Source organism: Lachnoanaerobaculum sp. MSX33 (assembly GCF_000512995.1).
GTDB lineage: Bacteria > Bacillota > Clostridia > Lachnospirales > Lachnospiraceae > Lachnoanaerobaculum.
In genome coordinates this window covers 1-25,752 of the sequence record NZ_AZXX01000096.1, presented here as the reverse complement: position 1 = coordinate 25,752, position 25,752 = coordinate 1, and the positions used below count along the sequence as shown (strand labels likewise).

Annotated in this window: 23 protein-coding genes and 1 tRNA gene; 23 read left to right on the top strand and 1 reads right to left on the bottom strand. The window is 36.5% G+C overall.

Features of this window, described 5'->3' with window-relative positions:
• Positions 1–20 precede the first annotated feature (20 nt).
• The 23 genes from HMPREF1495_RS12725 (at position 21) to HMPREF1495_RS12615 (ending at position 23,779) form a co-directional block, all read left to right on the top strand.
• Positions 21–93, top strand: a tRNA-Gly gene (locus tag HMPREF1495_RS12725).
• Between the two features lie 202 nt (positions 94–295).
• A complete protein-coding gene (locus tag HMPREF1495_RS12720; protein ID WP_034215551.1) occupies positions 296–712 on the top strand; it encodes a Fur family transcriptional regulator in 417 nt (138 codons plus the stop codon).
• Between the two features lie 71 nt (positions 713–783).
• Complete coding sequence (gene rbr, locus HMPREF1495_RS12715) at positions 784–1,320, top strand: rubrerythrin (protein WP_034215548.1); 537 nt, start codon at positions 784–786, stop codon at positions 1,318–1,320.
• 214 nt (positions 1,321–1,534) lie between these two features.
• The gene (locus tag HMPREF1495_RS12710) at positions 1,535–2,233 is read left to right on the top strand and encodes a S1 RNA-binding domain-containing protein (RefSeq protein ID WP_034215545.1); all 699 of its coding nucleotides are present in this window, start codon (positions 1,535–1,537) and stop codon (positions 2,231–2,233) included.
• Between the two features lie 12 nt (positions 2,234–2,245).
• Entirely contained in the window at positions 2,246–3,640 is a 1,395-nt protein-coding gene (locus tag HMPREF1495_RS12705) for an aminopeptidase (protein WP_034215542.1), read from the top strand.
• Positions 3,641–3,670: 30 nt separating this feature from the next.
• Entirely contained in the window at positions 3,671–4,900 is a 1,230-nt protein-coding gene (gene tig / locus HMPREF1495_RS12700) for a trigger factor (RefSeq protein ID WP_034215539.1), read from the top strand.
• Positions 4,900–5,697 (top strand): HAD family hydrolase, encoded by a 798-nt coding sequence (locus HMPREF1495_RS12695; protein WP_034215536.1) that lies wholly within the window; start codon positions 4,900–4,902, stop codon positions 5,695–5,697. Before tig ends, HMPREF1495_RS12695 begins: the two co-directional genes overlap by 1 nt.
• A 33-nt stretch (positions 5,698–5,730) precedes the next feature.
• Positions 5,731–6,435, top strand: coding sequence for a serine O-acetyltransferase (gene cysE, locus HMPREF1495_RS12690; protein WP_007594101.1), 705 nt, complete (start codon positions 5,731–5,733; stop codon positions 6,433–6,435).
• Entirely contained in the window at positions 6,435–6,770 is a 336-nt protein-coding gene (locus HMPREF1495_RS12685; protein WP_084544531.1) for a GIY-YIG nuclease family protein, read from the top strand. The genes cysE and HMPREF1495_RS12685 overlap by 1 nt, the downstream gene beginning before the upstream one ends.
• Positions 6,748–7,398, top strand: a complete 651-nt coding sequence (locus tag HMPREF1495_RS12680; RefSeq protein ID WP_034215533.1) for an RluA family pseudouridine synthase — start codon at positions 6,748–6,750, stop codon at positions 7,396–7,398. Before HMPREF1495_RS12685 ends, HMPREF1495_RS12680 begins: the two co-directional genes overlap by 23 nt.
• 97 nt (positions 7,399–7,495) lie before the next feature.
• Positions 7,496–8,077: a DUF3793 family protein gene (locus HMPREF1495_RS12675; RefSeq protein ID WP_007594085.1), complete on the top strand. Its 582-nt coding sequence runs from the start codon at positions 7,496–7,498 to the stop codon at positions 8,075–8,077.
• Positions 8,078–8,123: 46 nt separating this feature from the next.
• Positions 8,124–8,552: a flavodoxin gene (locus tag HMPREF1495_RS12670; protein WP_034215529.1), complete on the top strand. Its 429-nt coding sequence runs from the start codon at positions 8,124–8,126 to the stop codon at positions 8,550–8,552.
• A gap of 475 nt (positions 8,553–9,027) precedes the next feature.
• Positions 9,028–9,510, top strand: coding sequence for a transcription elongation factor GreA (gene greA, locus HMPREF1495_RS12665; RefSeq protein WP_007594083.1), 483 nt, complete (start codon positions 9,028–9,030; stop codon positions 9,508–9,510).
• A gap of 9 nt (positions 9,511–9,519) precedes the next feature.
• Positions 9,520–11,460, top strand: coding sequence for a lysine--tRNA ligase (gene lysS / locus HMPREF1495_RS12660; protein ID WP_034215526.1), 1,941 nt, complete (start codon positions 9,520–9,522; stop codon positions 11,458–11,460).
• Positions 11,461–11,721: 261 nt separating this feature from the next.
• The gene (locus HMPREF1495_RS12655) at positions 11,722–13,512 is read left to right on the top strand and encodes a sensor histidine kinase (RefSeq protein ID WP_242832913.1); all 1,791 of its coding nucleotides are present in this window, start codon (positions 11,722–11,724) and stop codon (positions 13,510–13,512) included.
• Positions 13,487–14,233 (top strand): response regulator transcription factor, encoded by a 747-nt coding sequence (locus HMPREF1495_RS12650; protein WP_034215520.1) that lies wholly within the window; start codon positions 13,487–13,489, stop codon positions 14,231–14,233. The genes HMPREF1495_RS12655 and HMPREF1495_RS12650 overlap by 26 nt, the downstream gene beginning before the upstream one ends.
• Positions 14,223–15,476 (top strand): extracellular solute-binding protein, encoded by a 1,254-nt coding sequence (locus HMPREF1495_RS12645; protein ID WP_034215516.1) that lies wholly within the window; start codon positions 14,223–14,225, stop codon positions 15,474–15,476. Before HMPREF1495_RS12650 ends, HMPREF1495_RS12645 begins: the two co-directional genes overlap by 11 nt.
• A 176-nt stretch (positions 15,477–15,652) precedes the next feature.
• Complete coding sequence (locus HMPREF1495_RS12640; protein WP_034215514.1) at positions 15,653–16,963, top strand: ABC transporter substrate-binding protein; 1,311 nt, start codon at positions 15,653–15,655, stop codon at positions 16,961–16,963.
• A gap of 111 nt (positions 16,964–17,074) precedes the next feature.
• Positions 17,075–18,004 carry a carbohydrate ABC transporter permease gene (locus HMPREF1495_RS12635; RefSeq protein WP_034215554.1) on the top strand — a complete coding sequence of 310 codons (930 nt, stop codon included), beginning with the start codon at positions 17,075–17,077 and terminating at the stop codon, positions 18,002–18,004.
• A gap of 15 nt (positions 18,005–18,019) precedes the next feature.
• Positions 18,020–18,874 (top strand): carbohydrate ABC transporter permease, encoded by an 855-nt coding sequence (locus tag HMPREF1495_RS12630; RefSeq protein WP_034215511.1) that lies wholly within the window; start codon positions 18,020–18,022, stop codon positions 18,872–18,874.
• A gap of 12 nt (positions 18,875–18,886) precedes the next feature.
• Positions 18,887–20,194, top strand: coding sequence for an alpha-L-fucosidase (locus HMPREF1495_RS12625; protein WP_034215508.1), 1,308 nt, complete (start codon positions 18,887–18,889; stop codon positions 20,192–20,194).
• A 94-nt stretch (positions 20,195–20,288) separates the two neighbouring features.
• Positions 20,289–21,551, top strand: a complete 1,263-nt coding sequence (locus HMPREF1495_RS12620) for a Gfo/Idh/MocA family protein (protein WP_034215505.1) — start codon at positions 20,289–20,291, stop codon at positions 21,549–21,551.
• A gap of 47 nt (positions 21,552–21,598) precedes the next feature.
• Positions 21,599–23,779, top strand: a complete 2,181-nt coding sequence (locus tag HMPREF1495_RS12615; RefSeq protein ID WP_034215502.1) for an alpha-galactosidase — start codon at positions 21,599–21,601, stop codon at positions 23,777–23,779.
• A gap of 60 nt (positions 23,780–23,839) precedes the next feature.
• Here the strand turns inward: HMPREF1495_RS12615 and HMPREF1495_RS12610 are convergent, their stop codons facing one another.
• Positions 23,840–25,417, bottom strand: coding sequence for a hypothetical protein (locus HMPREF1495_RS12610; RefSeq protein WP_034215499.1), 1,578 nt, complete (start codon positions 25,415–25,417; stop codon positions 23,840–23,842).
• Positions 25,418–25,752 lie beyond the last annotated feature (335 nt).

Here is a 25,752-nt window from a genome sequence, read left to right as displayed (position 1 = left end):
AGGCAGTTTTGAAGGTATATGCGCGAGTGGCTCAGTTGGTGGAGTACGACCTTGCCAAGGTCGGGGTCGCGGGTTCGAGTCCCGTCTCGCGCTCTGAAAGAAGTCTTATTTTAAGGCTTCTTTTTTATTTTGTATACGATTGCTACTGAAAGATTTGCTGACTTTTTGAAAATAGAATACATGAATATGTATAAAAAAGCATACACTATATATTAAATGATATTTTTTCTTGACAATATATTATTAGATGCTATACTTAAACAGTAATGATTCTTATTTTTAGAAAGGGATATACATGAAGGATCTAAAATACAGTAGACAAAGGGAGGCTATCTTAGACAACTTGAAGTCTAGAGTCGATCATCCTACAGCTGATATGCTCTTTCAGTCACTACGAAAAGATGATCCTAAGATTAGCTTAGGCACTGTTTATCGAAATCTCGGCTTGCTCGCCGATCTTGGTCGTATAAACAAGATTTCCGCTCAAAACGGAATCGAAAGGTATGATTATAATACCAATGAACATTATCATTTTTCATGTAAGGCATGTTCAAAGCTCATTGACTTGCCGGCCGATATCGCAAAAGATTTAAATGACAAGGCAGTGCATAATGATATTGGAATGGTAGAAAATCATTCACTTATTTTTTATGGCTATTGTAAGGAATGCTATCAAAAAATGATTTATATGGATTCTAAAAAGGCTGTTTAGCCTTTGAATCTTTTAAGTCGGCATTTCATATCAATATAGTAATTTTTGATATTTATAAGGAGGAAATTTTTATGTCAAAGTACGCAGGAACAAAAACAGAGAAGAACTTAATGGAAGCATTTGCAGGTGAGTCACAGGCTAGAAATAAGTATACATATTACGCTTCAGTAGCTAAGAAAGCAGGATATGAGCAGATGGCAGCTCTTTACCTTGAGACAGCAGAGCAGGAGAAGGAGCATGCAAAGATGTGGTTTAAGGAGTTCCACGGAATCGGAACACCTGAGGAGAACCTTGTAGATGCTGCAGCAGGTGAGAACTTTGAGTGGACAGATATGTATGCTCGTATGGCAAGAGAAGCAAGAGAAGAAGGATTTGAGGCTCTTGCAAAGAAGTTTGAACTTGTAGCAAAGGTTGAGGCAAGCCACGAGAAGAGATATCTTCAGCTTCTTGAGCATTTAAAGAATGATGGAACTTTCAAGGGAGACGCTCCTCTTGGATGGAAGTGCCGTAACTGTGGATATATCCACGAGGGTGCTGACGCTCCTACAGTATGTCCTGTATGTGCTCATCCACAGGCATACTTTGAGAGAATGACTGTAAATTATTAATATTTAGATTTACAAAACATCTTCACAATAGTGTAAAATCTTAAATTAGGTATATACTCCCCGACAGCTCAATCGGGGAGCTTTTTAATATTTACCGCAGCTATAGTCAAATGCGGTGAAGATGTGATATAATAATATCTATTGTTTTATGATAGAAAGAAAGCAAGGTTAAATTGCTATTATTAAAACGAAATAAAATATTTTGGAGGTCAACATGGCAGAAGAGACAATGAAGGATTTTGAGAAGGAGCTTGAAGAGTCATATAAAACTATGGATACAAAAGAAGATCCGGATGCAGGAAAGTGGGATGTCTTTGAAAAGATGTTAGCTGAGAAGACAGTTGCAAAGGTTAAGATTACAGAGGTTGTTAAGGGTGGATGTATCGCATTCTTAGAGGAAGTAAGAGCATTTATTCCGGCAAGTCAGTTATCAACACAGTATGTAGAGAATCTTGACGAGTTCCTCGGTAAGAGCCTTGAGGTTGTTGTAATCACATCTGAGCCTGCTAAGAAGAAACTTGTTCTCAGCCACAGAGCAATTGAGAAGGAAGAGGCTAAGAAGGAGAGACAGGCTAAGCTTGACAGTGTTAAGGTTGGCGATATTCTTGAGGGTAAGGTTGATTCAATCAAGGATTACGGCGCTTTCATCGATCTTGGAGACGGAATCTCAGGATTACTTCATGTATCACAGATTTCAAATCAGAGAGTAAAGAACCCTGCAGCAGTACTCAAAGAGGGTGAGACTGTAAAGGTTAAAGTAACAGGTATTAAAGATGGAAAGATTTCACTTTCAAAGAAAGCACTTGAGGAGAATGTAGAACCTAAGGATCCTTCAAAGGGCTTTAAATATGTAGAAAAGGGAGTTGCATCTACATCTTTAGCAGGATTATTAAAGGATATTAAATTAGACTAAAGGAGTGTTCGTATGGCAGAAAGTAAAGCAAAAGCTCTGCAAAAAGAACTTTCATTTGAATATCCTCATATAGCAAAAGAGTCTCCTGAGCAAATTTCAAAAGCTCAGGAGTTTGCTGAAGGCTATAAGAAATTTTTAGATAAGTCAAAGACCGAGAGAGAAGTGGTAAAAGAAGCTGTCAGCTTACTTGAGGCAAACGGATATACAGTCTTTGACCCTAAAAAGAGCTATAAAGCCGGGGATAAGGTATATAAAGTAAACAGAAAAAAAGCAATACTTGCATCTACAATAGGTAGTGAGCCTATCACTGAAGGTTTAAGGATTAACGGAGCGCATATTGATTCTCCAAGACTTGATCTCAGGCCTAATCCGCTCTATGAAAAGAGTGAGATATCATATTTCAAAACTCATTACTATGGTGGAATAAGAAAGTATCAGTGGGCAACCATACCGCTTTCAATGCATGGTGTTATATTTAGAAAAGACGGCAGTTTTGTTGAGATAAACCTTGGTGAAAAAGAGGAGGATCCGGTATTTTATATAAGTGATCTGCTTCCACATCTTTCAAGCAAGCAAGATCAAAGAAAACTGTCGGAAGGTATCAAAGGTGAGGAATTAAATATTTTCCTCGGAACATTGCCGTTTGATGATACCGATGATGTAAAAGAGGCTGTAAAGCTTAAGACACTTGAAATATTAAATAATATGTACGGTGTTACAGAGAGAGATTTTGCGAGAGCGGAGATAGAATTTGTCCCTGCAACAAAGGCAAGAGATATAGGTCTTGATCGTTCACTTGTAGGAGGATACGGTCATGATGACAGAGTCTGTGCTTATCCTGCGCTTATAGCGGAGATTGAAGCGAAGAATCCGAAGTATACAACACTTACAATACTTGCAGACAAAGAGGAGATAGGTTCAACAGGAAATACAGGACTTCATTCTCACTTTGTGTATGATTATATAGAGTATTTGTCACAGAGCTTCGGTGCTGATGTAAAAGAAGTATGTGAAAAATCATCATGTCTTTCATCAGATGTAAATGCCGCATTTGATCCTACTTTCCCTGATGTGTTTGAGCCTAACAACTCATCATATCTGAACAGAGGTTGTGTACTTACAAAGTATACAGGTTCCAGAGGGAAGTATTCTTCATCAGATGCAAGTGCAGAGTTTATGAATAAAGTTATATCAATAATGGAAGAAAACAATGTACATTGGCAGATAGGAGAATTGGGCGCCCTTGACATTGGCGGTGGCGGTACCATTGCTCAGTATGTCGCAATGATGAATATAGATGTAGTAGATTTGGGAGTTCCCGTAATCTCTATGCATTCACCATATGAGGTGATATCAAAATTAGATTTATATAATACATATCTTGCATTTAAGGCATTTTATTTATAATGTCCGGTGCAGGGTGAGAGGTTTTTATTTATGAAATTAAAAAAGTTAGCTTTGATAGGAATGGTTGTTGTAGCTACAATGAGTGCATGTGGTATACAAAAAAAAGAGGCTACCGAGACTCAGACAACAGCAGAGGGAGAATCAAAGGCAAATGCAGATGTGAAAAGACCAAGTGATTACGGTACAGCCGAGCTTGGAAAGTATGTCGGTGTGGAAATACCTAATATTGATACAAGTGTAAGTGATCAGGATGTGGAAGCGCAGATAAATACTGAATTAACGCAGGATCCTGATGTGGTTGAAGTAACAGACAGAGCCGTACAGGAAGGTGATACTGTAAATATTGATTACACAGGTACAAAGGACGGAGTTGCCTTTGACGGAGGATCTGCAACAGGTTATAATTTGGTAATCGGAAGCAACAGCTTTATTGAAGGATTTGAGGCAGGACTTATAGGTCACAGCATCGGAGAAGATGTAAAACTTGATCTTACATTCCCTAAGGATTACAATAATGCAGATTTAGCCGGAGCCGCAGTAGTATTTGACGTAAAGATAAATTCAATATCTGTGTCAACTCCTGCAACTCTTACGGATGAGTGGGTAAATAAGCATACAAACGGTGAGCAGAAAACAGTAGATGAGTTTAGAGCTGCCGTAAAGGCAAAACTTGAGGAACAAAGAAGTAAGAGCGCAAAGTCACAGGATCAGTACAATGCGATTGCTGCCGTAATTGCAGACTCAAAATTTGAAATGAAGGATGAGGCTATTGACTTTGAATATAACAATATCTACAAGCCTATCGATAATATGATTACACAGTACGGTATGGACCTTGATCAGTATGCTTCAGCTTACGGCATGAGTGCGGACGAACTCAAAACACAGATCAGAAATCAGGCTGAAAGCTATGTTAAGCAGGTTATTGTCACAAGAGAAATCTATAAGAAAGAGAAAATGTCTCTTACAGATGAGGATTACCAGGTAGTTGTAGATTTAAACGGCGGTTCTTTGACAAAAGATGAGCTTATACAGCAGTATGGTAAAGATGATGTTGAAGAAACAGCCAAGACATATAAAGTTGTAAACTTTATCCTTGACAATGCCAAGAGAACAGATGTTACAGTAAACATCAACGGTGAGACTATGGGCAGTGAAGAGGGCGCAAGCGCTGAAGGTGCAAATGAAAAGACTACAGCTGAGGGAGAAAGCGAAGCTTCCGAGAGTGCAGCTGCTGAAGGCAGTGAGGCGGCACAATAATGAAAGCACTGTTCTTTGATATAGATGGTACCTTAATTGACAATGATACCAAACAGGTGCCGAAATCCGCATTAAAAGCCATAGAAGAAGCGAGAGCTGCCGGACATTTGACATTTATAAATACCGGAAGAGTAGAATGTATAATAGGAAATATTAAAAACAGATTTAATATGGACGGTTATATTTGTGGATGCGGAACACAGATAGTTGTCGGAGACAAGACCATCTTTGAGAAGAGGATAGATCATAACAGAGGCATTGAAATAAAAAAGCTGTTAAAGAAATTTAATGTTGAAGGTATGCTCGAGGCGAGGCAGGGAATTTATTTTCCTGCCAAACCCTTTGTATATCCTGAGATTACAGAGAATATATTTGATGCGATATGTTCCACTATAGAACCGTCTGTGGGAGAATTTGAAAAAGATGATTATGACTTTGATAAATTCTGTATTATAGACGATCCGAGATTTTCAAGGAGTGATCTGAAATCATTTTTTGCTGAATGCGATGATTTTGATATAATAGATCGAGGCGCAGGATTTTATGAATGTGTGCCATATCCTTGTTCAAAGGGAAAAGCTGTACTTCAAGTGCTGGATTATTACAATATAGCATTGGAAGATGCTTATGTATTTGGGGATAGTATGAATGATTTGCCGATGTTTACATGCGGAGCCGGGAACAGAATACTTCTTGGGGAGCATGATACCGCATTGGAAGAATATGCTACATACTTTGCAAAAAAAGTATCAGAAGATGGAATATATTTATCAATGAAAGAGCTTGGACTTATATAGTAACTTTCATTGACATTAGTATTTGGAGAGATTATGTTTTTCAAAGATGTTTGGAAAGATGTACAGGCTGTAAAGGACAGGGATCCGGCAGCCAGAAGTGCGTTTGAAGTTTTATTTTTATATCAAGGCGTACATGCATTGATTATGCATAGAATTGCACATTGGTTCTATAAAAAGCACATGTTTTTTATAGCAAGGTGGATATCACAGATTTCAAGATTTTTTACAATGATAGAGATACATCCGGGGGCTGAAATAGGCAGCGGAGTACTTATAGATCATGGTGCAGGTATTGTAATCGGAGAAACAGCGGTAGTTGGTGACAACTGTACACTGTATCAAGGAGTGACTCTTGGAGGTGTAGGAACCGCCAAGGGGAAAAGACATCCTACACTTGGAAAGAATGTAATGGTCGGTGCCGGTGCGAAAATACTGGGATCATTTGAGGTTGGAGACAATGCATCTATAGGAGCAAATTCGGTTTTATTAAAACCTCTTGAAAGTGATTCCACAGCAGTGGGTATTCCCGCAAAGCCTGTAAGATTAAACGGTCAGGTTGTTGAAAAGAAGCATAAACTGGCACAGGTAAATGCGGATATTTCAAAGCTTGCCGAGACCATAGATATAATGAATGAGAGAATAAGAAAAATGGAAGAACTGCTGAATCAAAACGGTATTGATACAAGCTGTCTGGAAGACGGTAGAGATACCACAGAGTTTGCCGATTGGGTAATCTAATGAAAGCAGAATTAAATACAGTAAGCAGACGATTGGGAGTCGGTTATTCGACTTTCGATTTGTCTGCTTTTTTAGAAGAAAAAGCATTTGTATATCTTTTGCGCTGCAATGATAACAGTTTATATTGCGGGTGGACATCCGATATACCAAAAAGAATCAAGGCTCATAATGCCGGAAAAGGTGCTAAATATACCAGAGCAAAATTGCCCGTGGAATTGGTATATTTTGAGGTATATGCAGATAAAGTTGCGGCAATGCAAAGAGAATATGAAATAAAGCAGTTAACAAAGCTTGAAAAGGAAATGTTGATATATGAATCTGAAGATATTGTATGAAGATAAAGATGTAATAGTGACAGTAAAGCCAAGAGGAATATCGAGTCAATCAAGTAACAGTTTTGAAGAGGATATGGTCAGTCTGTTAAAAAAGCATATGGGAAAAGACGCCTATGTAGGAGTGATACATAGATTGGATAAGCCGGTATACGGAATAATGGTATACGGTAAGAATAAAAAAGCCACAGAAATCCTTTGCAATGAGCTTAGAAAAAAGAATATAGAAAAGACCTATGAAGCTTTGGTAGACGGACTTCCTGAAAGTGATGAAGGAGAGCTTATAGACTTTATAAAGAAACTTGATAACAATGTAAGTAAAGTTGTTGAAAAGAGTACTGCAGGAGCTAAAGAAGCTGTATTAAAGTATAAAGTACTGGAGTCGTATAAGAAGGACGACAGATATATTACAAGACTTAGAATAAATCTTATAACCGGAAGACATCATCAGATAAGACTTCAATGTGCAAGTCACGGTTTTCCACTGTATGGGGATCACAAGTATAATAAAAGACTTACAAATGTTAAGGCGGATGAGGATAAAGTACTCTCTTTGGCGGCTGTAAACTTAAGCTTTAAGCACCCTAAAACATGTATGGAATTAAATTATAAAATTAATGCGGATTTTTGAAAAAAGTATTGACAAAGAACATATAAAATGATAAAGTTAGGGAGTACTAACCAAGGGAAATAAATTTTCTTTAAGAATAAAGAAAACGGAGGTAGGTATGCCCGTTGATATAGTAAAAAGGCTTGCATCAAGCAGTGATGACAGTGTGGAGCTGAGACTCATCATTCAAAATGCGGCAGTATTGAAGGGGAAAAGAATTTCCGGGATGCTCTTTTTAAATGACAAAGAGTTAGCCATAATAAGTGAGAAACTAAGAAAAACAAGTATCAGCTTGATGATTCTTTGCACTTGTAAGAAGAGACATTTGGTTTTGATATACAGAGCAAAAGAACTTGAAGAGTATCTTAAAAGATCAGAGGTTAGTGACTATTTAAGAGGGTTTGGATATAGGAGAGATGATTTCATATCAAATCTTATCAGACTGCATCAGAGGATGAACGGTTTTTATAATAAAATTAAAGAGTTTCCTCATGAGGTGGGAGTATTTTTAGGATATCCTATATGTGATATAAAGGGCTTCCTTGAAAACAAAGGAGAGAGGTATCTACATAGCGGGTATTGGAAAATATATGGCAACTTGGAAGAGACCAGGGAAAAGTTTTTAAGCTATGATGAGGCTAGAGAGATTGCTATTGACGAGTTCTTAGCCGGAAACAGGCTTGAGAATATAGCTTGTTGATAATGATTTATATGCCTATAAAAATATTCTTTTAAGGAGTAAAAATATGGAAAAAGCAATTATCGTTTATTGGAGTTCAACAGGAAACACAGAAGCTATGGCAAATGTGATAGCTGAAGGAGTAAAGGCGGCAGGCGGAACACCTGAGCTTGTATTTGTAGACAGTGTTAATGTAGATGAATTACTTGCACAGCCTGCATTTGCTATCGGATGTCCTGCAATGGGTGCAGAGGAGCTTGACGAGTCAGTTGAGAGCTTTGTATCAGAGATAGAAGGCAAGGTATCAGGTAAAAACATTCTTTTATTCGGTTCATATGACTGGGGCGATGGAGAGTGGATGAGATTATGGGTTGAGCGTATGCAAAATGCCGGAGCAAATATTATCGGTGGAGAAGGCATTATAGCAAACCTTGAACCTGATGATGATGCAAAAGCTGCATTGGAAGCCGCAGGAAAGCAGTTAGCTGCATTTTAATTTTTTTGGTCTTACATTAGGACAACCTAATTTAAGATATGACAGTGAAAGCTGTCATAATATATAGTGTTGTGACGAAAGTCATCACACAAACAATATGGTGGTGAAAACTATCATATACTATCAAGTAAGACTTGAGCAACCTTATTTGATAATATACAGTGTTACACATATTGAAATTTCCTCTTACTTAAAAGACAGGCCTTGAGCAAGCCTGTCTTTTTCTTTGGTAAAATATATCATAGTATAAATTTATTGCCTTCAATTAAAGTGTTTTCGCTTGACATAAACGGTATGTCATAGTATAATCTCACGGAACTAGTTAGATTAAGTATTGAATTCGCCACATACGCCGGTATAGTGGTTTTTTTCTAATCTTAAAGTTTGATTGAAGTTGAAGTTTTGGCTTCAAAAATGAAAAATTAAGGACGGTTTTACTTAGTAAGAGTGAAATAGAAGTCAAAATGGAGGAAATATGGCAGAAAAAAAGCATATATTAACTTATGAGGGACTTAAGAACTTAGAGGATGAGTTACAGGATTTAAAGGTAAATAAGAGAAAAGAAATTGCTGAAAAGATAAAAGAGGCAAGAGAACAGGGTGATCTCTCAGAGAATGCAGAATACGATGCCGCAAAAGATGAGCAAAGAGATATAGAGGCAAGAATAGAGCAACTTGAGAACCTTTTAAAGAATGCTGAAGTTGTTGTAGAGGATGAAGTAGATCTGGATACAATCGGTATCGGATGTATGGTAAAGATTCTTGATAAAGAATTTGATGATGAACTTGATTTTAAGATTGTAGGTTCTACAGAGGCCGATTCACTTGCCGGTAAGATAAGCAATGAGTCACCACTCGGTAAAGCATTACTCGGTAAAAAAATCGGAGAAACAGCAGTTGTAGAAACACAGGCAGGTGTTTCGGAATATATGGTATTAGGAATACAAAGAGTATCTTAAGGAGGAAATATGGCAAATAGCAATGAACCAATGACAACAGAGGACCTGAATCATATTTTAAAGGCAAGAAGAGACAAACTTGCAGAGTTACAGGCGGCAAACAACGACCCTTTCTTTATCACAAAGTATGATGTAGAAAAGCATAGTGCAGATATAAAGGACAACTTTGAGGAATTAGACGGAAAAAGTGTCAAGATTGCAGGTAGACTTATGTCAAAGCGTGTCATGGGTAAGGCGTCATTTTGTCATGTACAGGATTTAAAGGGAAGAATACAGGCATATGTAGCAAGAGATTCTGTAGGAGAGGACGAATACAAGGCATTCAAGAAGCTTGATATCGGTGATATCGTAGGTGTTACAGGTGAAGTTTTCAAGACACAGACAGGTGAGATAAGCTTGCACGCTACAAAGGTAGAGTTGCTTTCAAAGAGCTTAAAGCCGCTTCCTGAGAAATTCCACGGACTTACAGATACAGATACAAGATATCGTCAAAGATATGTAGATCTTATAATGAATGAGGATGTAAAAGACACATTTATAAAGAGATCAAAAATCATAACAGAGATCAGAAAGTTCCTTGACGGTCAGGGCTTCATGGAAGTTGAGACACCTATGCTTGTAAGCAATGCAGGCGGTGCTGCCGCAAGACCTTTCAACACACATTTCAATGCGTTGAATGAAGATGTAAAGCTTCGTATTTCACTTGAGCTTTACCTTAAGAGACTTATTGTCGGTGGACTTGAGAGAGTATATGAGATAGGTAGAGTATTTAGAAACGAGGGTGTTGATACAAGACATAACCCTGAGTTTACACTTATGGAGCTTTACCAGGCATATACAGATTATCACGGTATGATGGATCTTACTGAAAATATGTTCAGATACCTTGCAGAAAAAGTTTGCGGTACTACTACAATACCTTATGCCGAGGCAATGATTGACCTTGGAAAGCCTTTTGAGAGAATTACAATGGTTGAGGCTATAAAGAAGTACTCAGGCATTGATTTTGACAGTATAGAGACAACAGAGGAAGCAAAAGCACTTGCAAAGGAAAAAGGCATTGAGTTTGAAGAGCGTCACTCAAGAGGTGATATCATCAATCTCTTCTTTGAGGAGTTTGTAGAGGAGAAGCTTATACAGCCTACATTTGTAATGGATCATCCTATAGAGGTGTCACCACTTACAAAGAAGAAGCCAAGCGATCCAAGATATGTTGAGAGATTTGAGCTATTTATCTACGGTAGAGAGATGGCAAATGCGTACTCTGAGCTTAACGATCCGATCGACCAAAGAGAGAGATTCCAGGCACAGGAAGAGGCGTTTGCAGCAGGAGATGAGGAAGCAAATCATACAGATGAAGACTTCCTAAACGCTCTTGAGATAGGTATGCCGCCTACAGGAGGTATCGGATACGGTATCGACAGACTTGTAATGTTGCTTACAAACTCACCTGCTATCAGAGATGTATTGCTCTTCCCTACAATGAAGAGTCTTGATAAGCCGGCTAATGCAGGAAATGAAGAGTCTGCGGATTCAAATACAGGTTTCTTTACACCTAATGAGAAGATAGATTTCTCAAATGTAAAGATTGAGCCGCTATTTGAAGAGAGTGTAGACTTTGAGACATTCTCAAAATCAGACTTCAGAGCGGTAAAGGTAAAGAACTGTATTGCAGTTCCAAAGAGCAAGAAGCTTTTACAGTTCACTCTTGATGACGGAACAGGCAAGGACAGAACAATTCTTTCAGGCATCCATGAGTTCTATGAGCCTGAGGAGCTTGTCGGAAAGACACTTATAGCTATAACAAACCTTCCGCCAAGAGCAATGATGGGAATTGAATCATGCGGTATGCTCTTAAGCGCTGTAAATGAGCTTAAAGAGGGCGAAGGCGAAGAGCTCCACCTTATAATGGTGGATAATCATATACCGGCAGGAGCGAAGTTGTACTAATTAAAGAAAACATGATTGAATAAAAATGTATAAATGAAGCGGATGGGAGGATACTTCCATCCTTTTTTAGTGTGATTTTATAATTATATGTTTAGTCAAGTCGTATATATTATTGGTAGAAACAGGATATGGCTTCTATCATTCTCAAATTAAGAGATAGCGTCATTTGATAAAAAATCTCGACTGAGCATTATGCTTGTGTTAAACTAAAAATACTAAAAGTAGAAAAAACAACTTTTTTGGGATAGTATGGTGAAGTTTATGTGGCAGAAAGTAAAAGGAAAAAAGAAGTATACTCTTAGAAAAGAAATGACAAGTCTCATGTTACGAACATCTGCATGTACTTTATTATCAGCTGTACTTACGATTCTTTATGTGTTTTTTTCATTCTTTTTTCAAAAAACACAAGAAGATATCGAATATGTTTTAAAAAGTACCACTCAGCATTATCAGTCTCACATGCAGTTTATAGCAGATGGAGCAATATCCATTCGACATAATATATTACTGGATGATTTCTTTGAAAATAATGGATTTGATAGAGAAGTGGTGGAAGAACAACTTTCGTACAATATGGAATTATTTGCAGATAGAAATAGGGTAAACCAGCAATTGCCCTTTGTTACAAGTTTATATTTGTTTAATAATAATGACCAATGTATTAATGAACATTATTATGCCACAACACTGTCTTTTGAAATGGAAGAAGAAAACAAATATCGAAGTATGCAAAGATGGTTTAAATCGGATGGAAATCGATATGCCTCTGTGACGGATAAAGAGAATTTGAATGTACTTTTTAGAATTTATGATGACGAGATGGAAGAAAAAGGAATCGGTATAGCTCAAATTAGTTTGGAAGCAATAGATGCCGTATTTGAAAATGTGAGTAATTATAAAGACAGTTCATGGCTGCTTTTATCCGGTAATGATTTAATGCTTTTTCCGGAGGAAAAAGCAGAAATAATGGATAAACTAAGTAAAACAGAAGCTGTTTGGTCGGGAAGACGAAATATTGAAGGCGAGAAAGTTATAGGATATGCAGATGTTTGCGGTTTTGGTATGCGATTAATTACAATGGTAGATCAAAGTAATGTTTTCTCAATCCTTCGACCTACATTAATTATTTTTTTGATCGGATTGGGAATAGTTCTTGCACTTACATTTATGGTGGCATATGGAGTCAGCTATCGATTTACAAAACCTGTTACAAAAATGATTTCAAGTATACAGGCATTTGGTAAGCAGGAACTTAATGCAAGAATAGAGGATTCATCCATTCAGGAATTTCATGATATCGGAACTGTGTTTAATGAGATGGCAGACAGGATAGAATATTTGATTACAGAAGTATATGAAAAGCAATTAATAGCAACTCAATCTAAAGTGAAATATCTTCAATCACAGATAAATCCGCATTTTCAATTTAATATATTGGCAATGCTCAGTCTTAAGGCAAAGATGGCGGGAAATGAGGAGCTGTATCAAAGTTTGAATGCCTTTTCAAAACTTATGCAAGGGAAAATCTTTCGTGAAAAAGAAATAAAAATCAAAGTAAAGGAGGAATTAGATATTGTTAAATTTTATCTTCTTTTACAGAAAGAAAGGTATCAGGAAAAGTTGTTTTATGATATTTATGTGGAAGATGACAGAATATATGAAAATATGATTCCAAGATTGTTGATAGAACCACTGGTTGAGAATGCGGTATCTCATGGCTTAGAGCCAAAAAAAGAAAAAGGCAGTATTGTTGTTAGACTATATGAAGAATTTACAGAAAAAGAAAACAGAAGTTCAATGCTTCATATTTGTGTAGAAGATAATGGAGTGGGGATGGGAGAAAAGGAAATTGGAGTAAATACTCAGGATGAGCCATATAAAGTGGAGCATACACATACGGGATTTGAGAATACAAAAAGAATGCTTCAGATATTATATGGAGATAACTATGAATTCAAAATATGGAGTGAAAAAGGCAAGGGAACTAAGATTGAAATTATAATTCCGGTAGAAAGAGGCATAAATTATGTGGAAAGTAGTAGCGGCAGATGATGAAGCATACATTAGAGAAGCGCTGAAAAAATTAATAAATTGGGAAAAAATGGATTGTGTTCTGATAGATGTTGTTGATGACGGGCAAGAGTTAATAAATAAAATAGAAGAGGAGGAACCGGATATTGTAATTACCGATATTCAAATGCCGGAAGTAAATGGTATGGATGTATGTAAATATTTATATGAAACATATCCGGAAACTCAAGTTATTATCCTGACTGCATATTCGGATTTTTCATATGCAAAAACTGCAATTAAATATAGTATATGTGATTATGTTTTAAAGGTTTCCATCATGGATGAACTTCTGGATGCAATTGAAAAGGCTATAGGAAATCTAAATCAGTTGAAAAGAGAGATAGAAAAAAATGAAAAAGACCTATTGGAGCAGCTATCATTAATACAACAGATAGATCATTATATAGAACAGAATTATAAAAAAAAATTATCACTGGATGATATTGCAGAGGACTTACATATTAACAGCAGTTACTTGAGTAGAGTATATAAGTTGAAGAAGGGAAAAAACTTATTTGATACAATTCTTAATCTACGTATAGAAGCGGCAAAAGATTATTTGATAAATACAGATAAGAGAACTTATGAAATCTCAGAATTGGTGGGTGTAGAAGATGCCAGCTATTTTTCAAAGATGTTTAAAAAAATTACAGGCCTGTCACCAAAAGAATACAGAAGGCAGGAAGGAAATGAAGAATAAGGTAAAAAAGCTTCTTTTATTAATGTGGATACTGCTAATCTGTTGCATGTTAAGCAGTTGTGAAAAAGAGAAGAAAAAAGTAATAATCACTGTAATACATTCATGGGGTGGAACAGAAACTGATCATGTTGCAATGAGACAAATATATGAACAGTTTAAAAATGAGAATCCGGATATTAACCTTAGATTGATTTCTATGCCGACAAGAAATGAAACATTACGCAAAGTTGAGGATATGATTATGGTGGGAGATACTCCGGATATAATTGCCTTTAGCGGAATGGGAGAAAACAGCATATATAATTTTATGGTCGAAAATAATATGGCATTGGATATTCAACCATATTTAGAAGAAGATTCGGAATTTGACAGAGATGTTTCTGAAACAAATAAAAAATATTGGACAACGGGAGCGGGTGATCTTTATACGGTAGTTGATGTACTTTCTTTGAGCGGTGGATATTGGTACAATGAAGAAATTCTAGAAAAAGCCGGAATTAAGCAACTACCGGAGACATGGAATGAATTTATTGATATGTGCAATCGAATCAATGAATGGTCGAAAGAAGAGAGTACTGAAGTAAAGACATTAAGGCCGTCTGCAGAAGGTTATCTATACTTTATGGATCATATGTTATTTAGTGAGAAAGATTCCGTAAGTGAAATTAGTGATGAGGATTTTGTAGACACCTTAAAAAAGATGGAAAGTATTTATCATTTTTCAAAATTTGAAAATACATCGTATAGCTATAGAGATGAAACAAGACTTTTTAATGAAGGTAGAATTGCTATTTATGTGAATGGTGTATGGGGAGCACCTATGATTTCAGAAAAAATACATGCAAAATATGCATTATTGCCCACTAACGACGGGATATCGATGTCCTGTGAATCGGCAAGTTTGGGGTATGTGCTGGGAAAGAGTGGCAGTAAAGAGCGAGAGGATGCTTCTGTAAGGTTTTTGAAATATATTCTCAGTAAAAAAGTACAGACGCAGATATTGGAACGAACAGAGCAATTTCCGGCGAATCCAAATATTTCTTTGGAAAAGTATAAGAATAAAAAAAAACGAATGTATCAGGCATCAACATTGGTGCTGGATGCAGAAAGAAAAATTGAGATACCTGATAATGTTTGGTCGGCATCACAAAAAGAATACTTTACAGATAATATTTTTAAAGTGTTGACAAATGAGATGGATAAGCAGGAGTTGGTGGATAATATAGATAAAAGGATCAGATGATTAAAAGAACATGTAAAATATTGATGTCATAGTAAATATTTTACATGTTCTTTTTGTTTATATGTAAAGATAATACACGATTAAGTAAATTTACTTCATTTAAAATATACAAAGAAGATAATAAAATAAAAGCATAAAATACCGAAAAACATTAAATACAAAATAAGGAGGATGGTATGAAAAGAAAATTAGTGAGTGTATTATTGGTTGCCGCAATGGGCGTATCTGTTCTTGCCGGATGTGGAGGCAGTAACTCGGGAAAAACAGATGAAGACAAAAAGGCAGCAGTAAGCGATGAAAATGTACTTGAGTTTTATCACGGATATTATCAGGATAAAAGTGAATGGGCTGCAGCACAGGTAATGCGTGATATTTACGACGAATTTGCAAAGGCACATTCAGATGGAACAGTGACATTTAAACCTATTCCTGTAGAAAACAGAGATGATATTGTAAGTGCAAAGGTTGCAGGGGGATCTTTTCCGGATATGGTTGATGTTGGTGGAGCCGGAGTTCCTCAGTCAGCAATTTCACAGAACCTCGTATATGATTTGAAACCGTATATTGATGAAAATAAACTTCAAGATGCTGTGGGGCTTAATTATACACAGCATGATATGGATGGACATATATATGCAGTACATGATCAGATTGAGAGTCGTGGGCTTTGGTATAATTCCTCAATTTTTGAAAAGGCAGGGGTGTCTGTAGATGCATTGAAAGATTGGAATTCTTTTGGAGAAGCAATGACAAAAATATCAGCTTTGGATGATGGAACCTATGGCTATATCGGTGGTCAGGGATCAAGCTATATAGTAAACAGCATAATGGCTTCAACAGAAAATGGAAAGAAGATGTTGGAATCTGAACTTACAGAAGAAATAATTAACTCGGATGAGTTTGCAAATGCATTTAAGACAGCGGCAAAATTGGATCAGGCAAACGGATCCGATCATACAACAGATGATAATGGAAATTTAATGGCTGAATTCAACACAAATGGCAAGGTAGGTGTTTTGTTTAACGGTGTATGGAATGCAAGCGGAATAGACGCATCACTTGTTGATTCTATCGAACCTTCATTGTTCCCGGGTAATATAGCTATTGCATCAGCAGGTGGCGGACTTGCTGTTTCCAATAAGATGAGCGATGAAAAAACAAAATTGGCTCTTGAATTTATCAAGTATATGACAAGCAAAGAGGTACAGGAAAAGATATTTACAGAAGTACAGGCTAATCCTTGTAATACAACTGTAGATCTTAATGCATTAGCCCAGAAGAGTGGTGATGCGGCAACAATTAAACTTGCAAAAGCATGCTCAGAGGTTAATTCAGCAGATACAGTTGTGATTGATATGAATTATACATGGGGACCTGATGTTGATAAGGCAATTATAAATGCTTTAATGGAATGTGCAGTATCAGGAACTGATGTGGATACGAGATTCGAATCTCTTAAGAAAGAATTGCTTGCATTGATAGGTTAAGTTATCTGAAAAAAGACTACATAAAAAGGGAGGGGAGCAGTCCCTTCCCATTTTTAATTAATGAGAAAACATTATTGTGGGGCTTTTATAACAGGAGGTAGGAAATTGGAGATGGTAAACAGACCTAAAAAGAAAAAAAGTAAATTAGGTATAAGGAGAACAGGGTTTATTATTGCATTTTTGGCACCAACACTTTTTGTTTTTTGTGTGTTCTATTTATATCCGATTATTACAGTATTTGTAACATCATTTTGTAAGTGGGATTATACCAACATTACAAGTCCTGAATTTTTTGGATGGAATGATTTGTGGAATAATTATGATTATATTTTTAACAAGTACCCATTTTTCTGGGAGGCACTTAAAAACTCAACAAAATGGGCGATAGTAGGTGCAGTTGTACAAATTCCGATTGCGACATTAATTGCTTTAGCCTTATCCAGAAATGTAAAAGGAATAAAATTTGTAAGGGTTGTTTATATTATTCCGAATATGATATCAACAGCTGCTATGGGTGTGATTTTTTTACAATTATACAATCCGTCTTATGGAATTATCAATCCTATAATTTGTTTGTTTAATAAAAACTTTTCTGACAGCATACTCTTATTAAAAGGACCTGCATTTGTTGCTATGACATGTGCCTATATATTCTTTACAGGTACTACGACTTTAATGATTCTTGGTAATATTATGGCTGTACCGGAGGAGATAAGAGAAGCTGCCATGCTGGATGGAGCAAGTGGTTTAAAACAGGACTTACATATTACAATTCCAATGATTAAAGGAACCCTAAAAACAGTATCAGTCCTTGCGGCAACATCAGGATTCCTTCTCTATAACGAAGTATATTTTTTAACGAAGGGAGCGGCGGGAACTTATAGTATCAGTTATGTGATACGTGAACTTGCTATTACGAGTCCAAGAACTCAGTTTGGAAGAGCAAATGCAGTTGCAATGATACAGATACTGGCAGGAATGGTCATCATTCTTGTAGTTAGTTTTGTATACAGTTTGTCATATAAAAAAGAAAAACATTAGAGAGGAGTTAGGACATTGAAAAAATTTAAAAAAGAAAAAACAGTTAAAGATATGCCGATTGGAACAAAGATTTTTACATATTTATGCCTCATATGGGCATTAACTGTATCATTAGTTCCATTGATTTGGCTTGTGCTTTCAAGTTTGAAAAAGGATCCTATGGCAAGACCGGGATTTCAACTTCCAGATTCTATTTGTATAGACGGATATATTTCGACATTCCGAGACCTTCATGTGCTTAGATATTTTGGTAACAGTTTATTTGTAGCGGGAATTTCTGTATTAATAAGTGTAGTTATGATATCTATGTCTGCATATGTAGTAGCAAGAATGGAATTCAGAGGCAAAGCATTGGTAAATATTTTACTGTACTCAACAATGTTTATTCCCGCAACAGCCTTGACATATCCTGTATACAATTTGATCAATAATCTTCACTTGTATGATACAAGGGCGGCATTGATTCTGATTTATTCATGCAGTGGAATAGCGGTAAGTTTTTTTGTCATTAAAAATTATTACAATAATATTCCGAGAGAGTTGGAAGAAGCAGCCAGAATTGACGGATGCGGGTATTTTAAAACATGGCTGATGGTTATTTTTCCAATTGCAAGACCGGGAATTATGACAGCGGCAGTACTGGCATTTTTGAATAACTGGAACGAATACTATTGGGCGTCACTTGTACTGATTACAAGAGAAAAATTGACTGTTCCGGCATTACTTTCTACTTTTACGACATCATTTAATACAAATTACAATGGTTTGTTTTCTGCAATGGTAGTAATTATTTTTCCGCCGGTGGTATTGTATTGTATTTTCAGTAAGTTCTTTTTGGAAGCATTATCAGGTGGAGCAGTAAAAGGATAGGAGACAAGATTAATGAATAAAGAGATTAGAGAAAGAACAAAATGGTTTATGGATGCCAGATTCGGAATGTTTATACATTGGGGATTATATTCTATTCCTGCATGTGGAGAGTGGGTAATGTCACAGAAGGAAATGACAGTTGAAGAGTATAGGACATATTTTGAACAGTTCGATCCGGTAGATTATGATCCGAAAAAATGGGTTAAACTTGCAAAAGAAGCCGGAATGGAGTATGCAGTATTGACAGCCAAGCATCATGACGGTTTTTGTCTGTTTGATTCCAAACTTACAGACTATAAGACAACAAATACGAAGGCAGGCAGAGATCTTGTAAGAGAGTTTGTAGATGTCTGCAGAGAAGAAGGCTTGAGAGTAGGTTTATATTTTTCAATTATTGATTGGCATCATCCTGACTTCCCAAAATACAGAGATCGTCAGCATCCAATGAGAAACAATAAGGCTTATGAAAATGAAGAAATAGATTTTGAACGCTATTTGGAGTACATGCATGGACAGGTGAAAGAACTCGTGACAGGATATGGAAAACTGGATCTTCTTTGGTTTGATTTCTCTTATGATGACATGACAGGAGAAAAATGGAAAGCAACAGAATTAATAAAAATGGTGCGTTCATATCAGCCGGATGTAATTATTGACAATCGATTAGAGGGTTCAGGAGAAAGCCATGGAAGTATTGCAACAGAACATCCGCTAATTTACAGTGGTGATTTTGCAAGTCCGGAACAGATCATACCTCCAAAGGGAGTATGCGATGAAAAAGGTGAACCGATACCATGGGAACTTTGTGCAACAATGAATAATCATTGGGGTTATTGTAAATTCGATTACCAGTACAAAACTCCACGGATGCTTGTAAGAAAGCTCGTAGAATGCGTAAGCAAAGGTGGAAATATGATTTTGAATGTGGGACCTGATGCAAAGGGAAATATCCCGCAGGAAAGTATAAATATTCTGACAGATTTGGGAAAATGGATGAGTAAAAATAAAGAAAGTATATATGGATGCGGTATATCAGAGTTGGAAAAACCAGATTGGGGAAGATATACACAGAAGGGAAATACAATCTATGCGCATGTGTATGAAACTCCATTGGGAGCATTGCCTTTGTACGGAATTGCACCGGACAAATTGGACAAAATAACTTATTTGGCAGATGGAAGTGAGGTAAGACGTGGAGAAGCGTGGAATACCGCTCTTTATCCGGATATTGCATTTGTTTCATTTGGAGAAGATCCTGTATTTACATATCCGTTACCTGATGACAAAGATACTGTACTTAAAATTGAATTAAAAGAATAATAGGCAGTTATAGTTAGCCAAAATTAAAAATATTTAATGGAGAAAGTATCTTGACTTAAAACAAGATACTTTCACGTAAAAATGGAGGAAATAGATGAAACAGGTAACATGTATCTTAATAGGAGCAGGATTAAGAGGTGGATATGTGTATTCTCAATATGCATTGGATCATCCAAATGAATTTAAGGTAGTGGCTGTTGCAGAACCGGATCCGGAGAGGAGAGAAGCCTTTTCAAAAAAACATAATATTCCGCAGGAAATGCAGTTTGAATCATATAAAGAAATATTAAAAAGAGATAAAATAGCAGACTGTGCAATGATATGTACTCAGGACCAGATGCATTATGAACCGGTGGTAACGGCGCTGGAAAAAGGATACCATGTACTATGTGAAAAACCAATGTCACCTGATAAAGAGGAAATAATAAAAATGGGGGAGATGGCGAAACAATACGACAGGATTTTGTCAGTATGTCATGTTTTACGTTATTCTCCATTTTTTTCTAAAATAAAATTATTATTAGACGAAAAAAAGATAGGTCAATTAATTACAATTCAGCATATCGAGGAAGTAGGATATTGGCATCATGCTCATAGCTTTGTCAGAGGAAATTGGAGAAACGAAAAAGAGTCAAGTCCAATGATTTTGCAAAAATGTTGTCATGATATGGATATTTTACTATGGCTTGCAGACAGCTCTTGTGATAAGATAAATTCTTTTGGCAGATTAACATATTTTTCAGAGGAAAATGCACCTGAGGGAGCTCCAGAATATTGTATGGATGGATGCAGTCACCGTGATGACTGTCCGTTCTATGCACCAAGATTTTATTTGGAGCATTCAAAAGCGGTAGAGGATGGTCTTGTATATGCTGTTACCGACTATGCAGATTCAGAACATATACTGGAGGCATTGAAGAAAGGTCCGTATGGAAGATGTGTTTTTCATTCAGACAATACGGTTGTAGATCATCAGACAGTAGAAATCGAATTTGAAAATCAGGTAACAGCATCATTTTTGATGACGGCATTTACAAATCAATGTGCAAGAAGAATTCGCTTGATGGGAACCAAAGGTGAAATAAAAGGAGATATGGAAGCCGGAATAATCGAAGTAACAGAGTTTGTAAGTGGTACAAAAGAAATTATAAAATTGCATACTACAACAAAGGGACATAGCGGAAGTGATATGAGTATGATGAAGGACTTTGTCAGAATGGTGGGAGAAGGTAAAAAGGGAAAAACAAATGCTGATATTTCGGTGGAAAGCCACTTAATGGCTCTTGCGGCAGAGGAGTCAAGAGTTAATGCAGTGGTTATTAATTTCAAGCAGTACACAAAGCAAAATACTGAATGAGTATGGTTTATTTATAATAATCAAAGTATAGGAAAGAGAGCAAAAGAATGGCTATATCATATAATAAAAAGAACCGAATATTTAAACTTGATACAAAGAGTACATCATATTTGATTGGGATAACACCGGAAGGGTATGTAGGACATGTATATTATGGCGAAAGACTAAAGGGTGATGATGCTTATTATTTGCTTCGAACACAGGAGTCACCATATACGCCATCAAAAAATGAGAGAGAAAAATTATCATTCCTTGACCGCTTTCCTATGGAATATTCATCAGGTGGAATAGGGGATTTTCGTGAAAGCTGTATTAATATTCGCAATGCGGTAGGATGTATGGCAAGCGAGTTCTTCTATAAATCTTATAAAATTACTAAAGGAAAAGCGAAATTGGAAGGGTTGCCGGCATCATTTGCTGATAAAGAAGATGTGACAACACTTACTGTTAAATGTGTAGATCCTGTCTTGGAGATTGAATTATTTCTTTCTTATTCGGTGTTTGAAAAAGTAGATATCATTACCAGAAGTGTGAAAGTAATAAATAAAGGAGAAGAGAATATAAGATTGGAAAAAATTTACAGTGCCTGTTTGGATATGGATAATGAAAATTTTGAACTGCTTACACTCTGTGGTGCATGGGCAAGAGAAAGACACATCCGGCGTAGACCGATATGTTATGGAAAGCAATTGGTAAGCTCTGCAAAGGGAGAATCAGGTCATCAGGAGCATCCATTTATTGCACTTGTGACACCGGGAGCAACTCAACAGCATGGAAGAGTCTATGGAATGCATTTTGTCTATTCCGGCAATTTTATCGGACAGATAGAATTAACACAGTTTGATACGGTTCGCATGGTAATGGGAATCAATCAGGAAGAGTTTTGCCGGAATCTGCATGCAGGAGAATTTTTCCAAGCACCGGAAGTTGTACTCACGTTCTCAGGAGAAGGACTTGGAAAAATGACACGCTCATTGCATGATTTCTATCGTCAACATATGATAAGAAGCCCTTATAAAAACATGAAGCGTCCGATTTTGATAAATAACTGGGAAGCAACATATTTTGACTTTAATACTGAGAAGCTATTGGATATTGCAAGAGTTGCAAAGCAAGACGGTATTGAGATGCTTGTTATGGATGATGGATGGTTTGGTAAACGTGATAATGACAGTTGCTCACTCGGGGATTGGGTTGTAAATGAGAATAAAATTACCAGAGGGCTGAAATATCTTGTAGATGAGGTAAAAAAGCTGGGGCTAAAATTTGGGATTTGGTTTGAGCCTGAAATGGTTTCACCGGATTCTGAACTTTACAGAAAGCATACTGATTGGGTAATCCATATTAAAGGAAGAAAAGCAACGCAAAGCCGTCAGCAATATGTACTCGATTTATCAAACCCGAAAGTGATAGATTATGCCTATGAATCAGTGGCAAAAATCCTAAGGAGTGCGGCAATTGATTATGTGAAATGGGATATGAACCGTCTGCTGAGTGACTTGGGAAGCAGTTATCTTGATAAAGATTCACAACAAGAATTATTTCATCGCTATGTACTGGGTGTATACCGGATGCAGGAGCGTTTGATTACAGAATTTCCCAATTTATTGCTTGAAAATTGTTCAAGCGGAGGTGCCAGATTTGATCCGGGAATGCTTTATTACAGTCCACAAATTTGGTGTTCGGATGATACGGATGCAATAGAACGGTTGGAAATCCAAGAAGGAACAGCATTGATTTACCCTTTGTCAACAATTGGATCACATGTTAGCGCGTGTCCAAATCATGCTGTTGGAAGAATAACACCATTAGAGACAAGAGGACATGTAGCACTTGCAGGCACATTTGGCTATGAATTGGATATTACAAAACTTTCAGAAAAGGAACATGAGTTGGTTATACAGCAGACAAAGATGTATCACAAATATAATGATTTAGTTAGAGAAGGGGATTACTATAGAATTGCATCTTTTTCTGAAAACGGTTATTATGACTGCTATATGGAAGTATCAAAAGACAAAAAAGAAGCGCTTGTAACTTATGTTCAGGTACGTGGTATTCCAAACAGTCACAGCAGGAGATTAAAACTGCAAGGTTTAGATGAAGATAAGATATATTGTTTGGAAGGAACCAATGAACAATATACAGGAGAGATGTTGATGAAATGTGGATTCTTATTTAAAGATTTTTGGGGAGATTTCGAGAGCAGGCTCTACTATTTTAAATAAATATGAGCTCCTTTGGGAAAGGAGCCCATATTAAATCCGGCTGACCTATATTCTTTAATGTTATTCCTTAACAATATCTTTTAAATTTCCGGTATAGTCAAAAATCAGTTGAAGTTTTTCACCTTCATTATCAGGAAGCTTAAAGTCACCATATTCATCCTTCTGTGGTGATGAAGTCTGAGCAGTGAAATTATGATTTACAGTTGCCGGAATAGATATGGAATAAGCAATATCTCTTGGGAAGTCATCCCCCTCAGGATTATCGGACAGCGGACGATAAAGCAAAGTAGTTTCTCCGGTTTTCCAGACCTCAGCATTTTGCCTAAATGCACTGCCTGACCACTGTTCAAAAACCTTAGGCTTATTGCTACCCTTTCTGACAACTATATACTCTGTGTTTAATCTATTATAGCTCATTCTCCATCCTACATCCTGATATGGGGTATATATTTGGGTGAAGACCATCAATAATAAATCTCCGTCAACCAATTCCGCTTTGCCGATTGATTGACCGGTCTGACTGTCCGGATCAACTTTAAAAAGCTCTGAAATCAGAGGCTGTCTGCCCTTTTGATTGATTTGATAAACCGATCCTTCATCAATATCAAGTTCACCGTCAGATCCACCGTCTACAATATCGATTTTCCCGTTATGTGCAAAAATGAGTGGAATATTGGGAATCATCTCCTCTTGTGTATCCATACCTTGCTGTATGAGCTGAAGGCTGTTTTCTTCTAAACGGGCCTTATAAATTTCCACACTTTCCAAAAAATGCGCTGTTCCGCCATAATACCCGAAGGTAAGATAATACTCCTTACCATCCGCAGTAAGTCCCTTAAATTCCGGAGAGGAATATGATTCTTCATTTACATTAAGATCGCCTATAATAATATCTTTATCAGGCTGTTCAAAACTTCTTCCAAAAATCTGTCTTGAAGTAACATTATACCCGTCTGTGGAATAATTATCACCTTCTATGAGGAAACCGCCGTTTACAAAACCGAGAAATACCACAGAAGAACCTTCTTCACTTGCCCAAATATATGGTGTTTCTTTAGAACTTAAATCTATGACACCGGCAGAAGTCCAATCTCCCTTAGCCAGATATTGACCATTTTCACTTATTCCAAGTATCACACCTGCTCCAAGCTCTTCCCTGTCTTCTCCATCCATATTTACACTATAACTTTTTGATGTTCCGTCATCAGTCATTTCCGACAGATAAAACCTTTGATTACTATAGTACAATTTACCATAGCCGCTATCTTCAAAGAGCTCCTCTACCTTACCGTCTTCTCTTAGACGGCAAATCCATGAGATACTGGTGGAATTAGGATATTCTAAAAACTCACCGAATAATGCATTTTTCTCCAATGCATATTTACCGTATTTTCTAAAATATATATCAGAACCGATTTTAACAAAATAAGCACCGTTATTTATAATATTCTCATTTTGTATTTTACTGTTATCCTTATTTTCACCTTGATTTTTGCCGTCACTTTTTTCTGATTTAGCGGTACTTTCTGAGCTTTGCTCTGTTTTAGTATCGGATTCTGCTTTTTGTGAGAGCGTGCAGGAACAAAGAATCATTCCCATACAAAGCATTACAAAAACGGATCTTATTTTTTTTATCATATCTCCTCCTTATAAAAAAATCATAGTTGTAAGACTGATTATTTTTAAATGTGACAGTTGCTTTTTAAAATCATTAACTGTTCCAATATAAAAGCAATAATATCGTATATGTTTAACTTTATTGAGTTAAACCACATAATAATTCTAATGGATGATATGGAATCTGGCATATTTTATATGTCTTATTATAGCATTTACTATAGCATTTACTATAGCTTCGGTATACAGATAAAACTAAATTATTTATTGGAGCACTTTTTGATGAAATATATATAATACAGATGCTGCAAGGCTTTATTACGCGATTTTAAATCTATATAAAGGTAAAACCCGAA

What these genes read in the sequence shown, in the direction of transcription:
- HMPREF1495_RS12720 (WP_034215551.1), top strand. Translation starts at nt 296, where the DNA reads ATGAAGGATCTAAAATACAGTAGACAAAGGGAGGCTATCTTAGACAAC.
- rbr (WP_034215548.1), top strand. Translation starts at nt 784, where the DNA reads ATGTCAAAGTACGCAGGAACAAAAACAGAGAAGAACTTAATGGAAGCA.
- HMPREF1495_RS12710 (WP_034215545.1), top strand. Translation starts at nt 1,535, where the DNA reads ATGGCAGAAGAGACAATGAAGGATTTTGAGAAGGAGCTTGAAGAGTCA.
- HMPREF1495_RS12705 (WP_034215542.1), top strand. Translation starts at nt 2,246, where the DNA reads ATGGCAGAAAGTAAAGCAAAAGCTCTGCAAAAAGAACTTTCATTTGAA.
- tig (WP_034215539.1), top strand. Translation starts at nt 3,671, where the DNA reads ATGAAATTAAAAAAGTTAGCTTTGATAGGAATGGTTGTTGTAGCTACA.
- HMPREF1495_RS12695 (WP_034215536.1), top strand. Translation starts at nt 4,900, where the DNA reads ATGAAAGCACTGTTCTTTGATATAGATGGTACCTTAATTGACAATGAT.
- cysE (WP_007594101.1), top strand. Translation starts at nt 5,731, where the DNA reads ATGTTTTTCAAAGATGTTTGGAAAGATGTACAGGCTGTAAAGGACAGG.
- HMPREF1495_RS12685 (WP_084544531.1), top strand. Translation starts at nt 6,435, where the DNA reads ATGAAAGCAGAATTAAATACAGTAAGCAGACGATTGGGAGTCGGTTAT.
- HMPREF1495_RS12680 (WP_034215533.1), top strand. Translation starts at nt 6,748, where the DNA reads ATGAATCTGAAGATATTGTATGAAGATAAAGATGTAATAGTGACAGTA.
- HMPREF1495_RS12675 (WP_007594085.1), top strand. Translation starts at nt 7,496, where the DNA reads ATGCCCGTTGATATAGTAAAAAGGCTTGCATCAAGCAGTGATGACAGT.
- HMPREF1495_RS12670 (WP_034215529.1), top strand. Translation starts at nt 8,124, where the DNA reads ATGGAAAAAGCAATTATCGTTTATTGGAGTTCAACAGGAAACACAGAA.
- greA (WP_007594083.1), top strand. Translation starts at nt 9,028, where the DNA reads ATGGCAGAAAAAAAGCATATATTAACTTATGAGGGACTTAAGAACTTA.
- lysS (WP_034215526.1), top strand. Translation starts at nt 9,520, where the DNA reads ATGGCAAATAGCAATGAACCAATGACAACAGAGGACCTGAATCATATT.
- HMPREF1495_RS12655 (WP_242832913.1), top strand. Translation starts at nt 11,722, where the DNA reads ATGTGGCAGAAAGTAAAAGGAAAAAAGAAGTATACTCTTAGAAAAGAA.
- HMPREF1495_RS12650 (WP_034215520.1), top strand. Translation starts at nt 13,487, where the DNA reads ATGTGGAAAGTAGTAGCGGCAGATGATGAAGCATACATTAGAGAAGCG.
- HMPREF1495_RS12645 (WP_034215516.1), top strand. Translation starts at nt 14,223, where the DNA reads ATGAAGAATAAGGTAAAAAAGCTTCTTTTATTAATGTGGATACTGCTA.
- HMPREF1495_RS12640 (WP_034215514.1), top strand. Translation starts at nt 15,653, where the DNA reads ATGAAAAGAAAATTAGTGAGTGTATTATTGGTTGCCGCAATGGGCGTA.
- HMPREF1495_RS12635 (WP_034215554.1), top strand. Translation starts at nt 17,075, where the DNA reads ATGGTAAACAGACCTAAAAAGAAAAAAAGTAAATTAGGTATAAGGAGA.
- HMPREF1495_RS12625 (WP_034215508.1), top strand. Translation starts at nt 18,887, where the DNA reads ATGAATAAAGAGATTAGAGAAAGAACAAAATGGTTTATGGATGCCAGA.
- HMPREF1495_RS12620 (WP_034215505.1), top strand. Translation starts at nt 20,289, where the DNA reads ATGAAACAGGTAACATGTATCTTAATAGGAGCAGGATTAAGAGGTGGA.
- HMPREF1495_RS12615 (WP_034215502.1), top strand. Translation starts at nt 21,599, where the DNA reads ATGGCTATATCATATAATAAAAAGAACCGAATATTTAAACTTGATACA.
- HMPREF1495_RS12610 (WP_034215499.1), bottom strand. Translation starts at nt 25,417, where the DNA reads ATGATAAAAAAAATAAGATCCGTTTTTGTAATGCTTTGTATGGGAATG.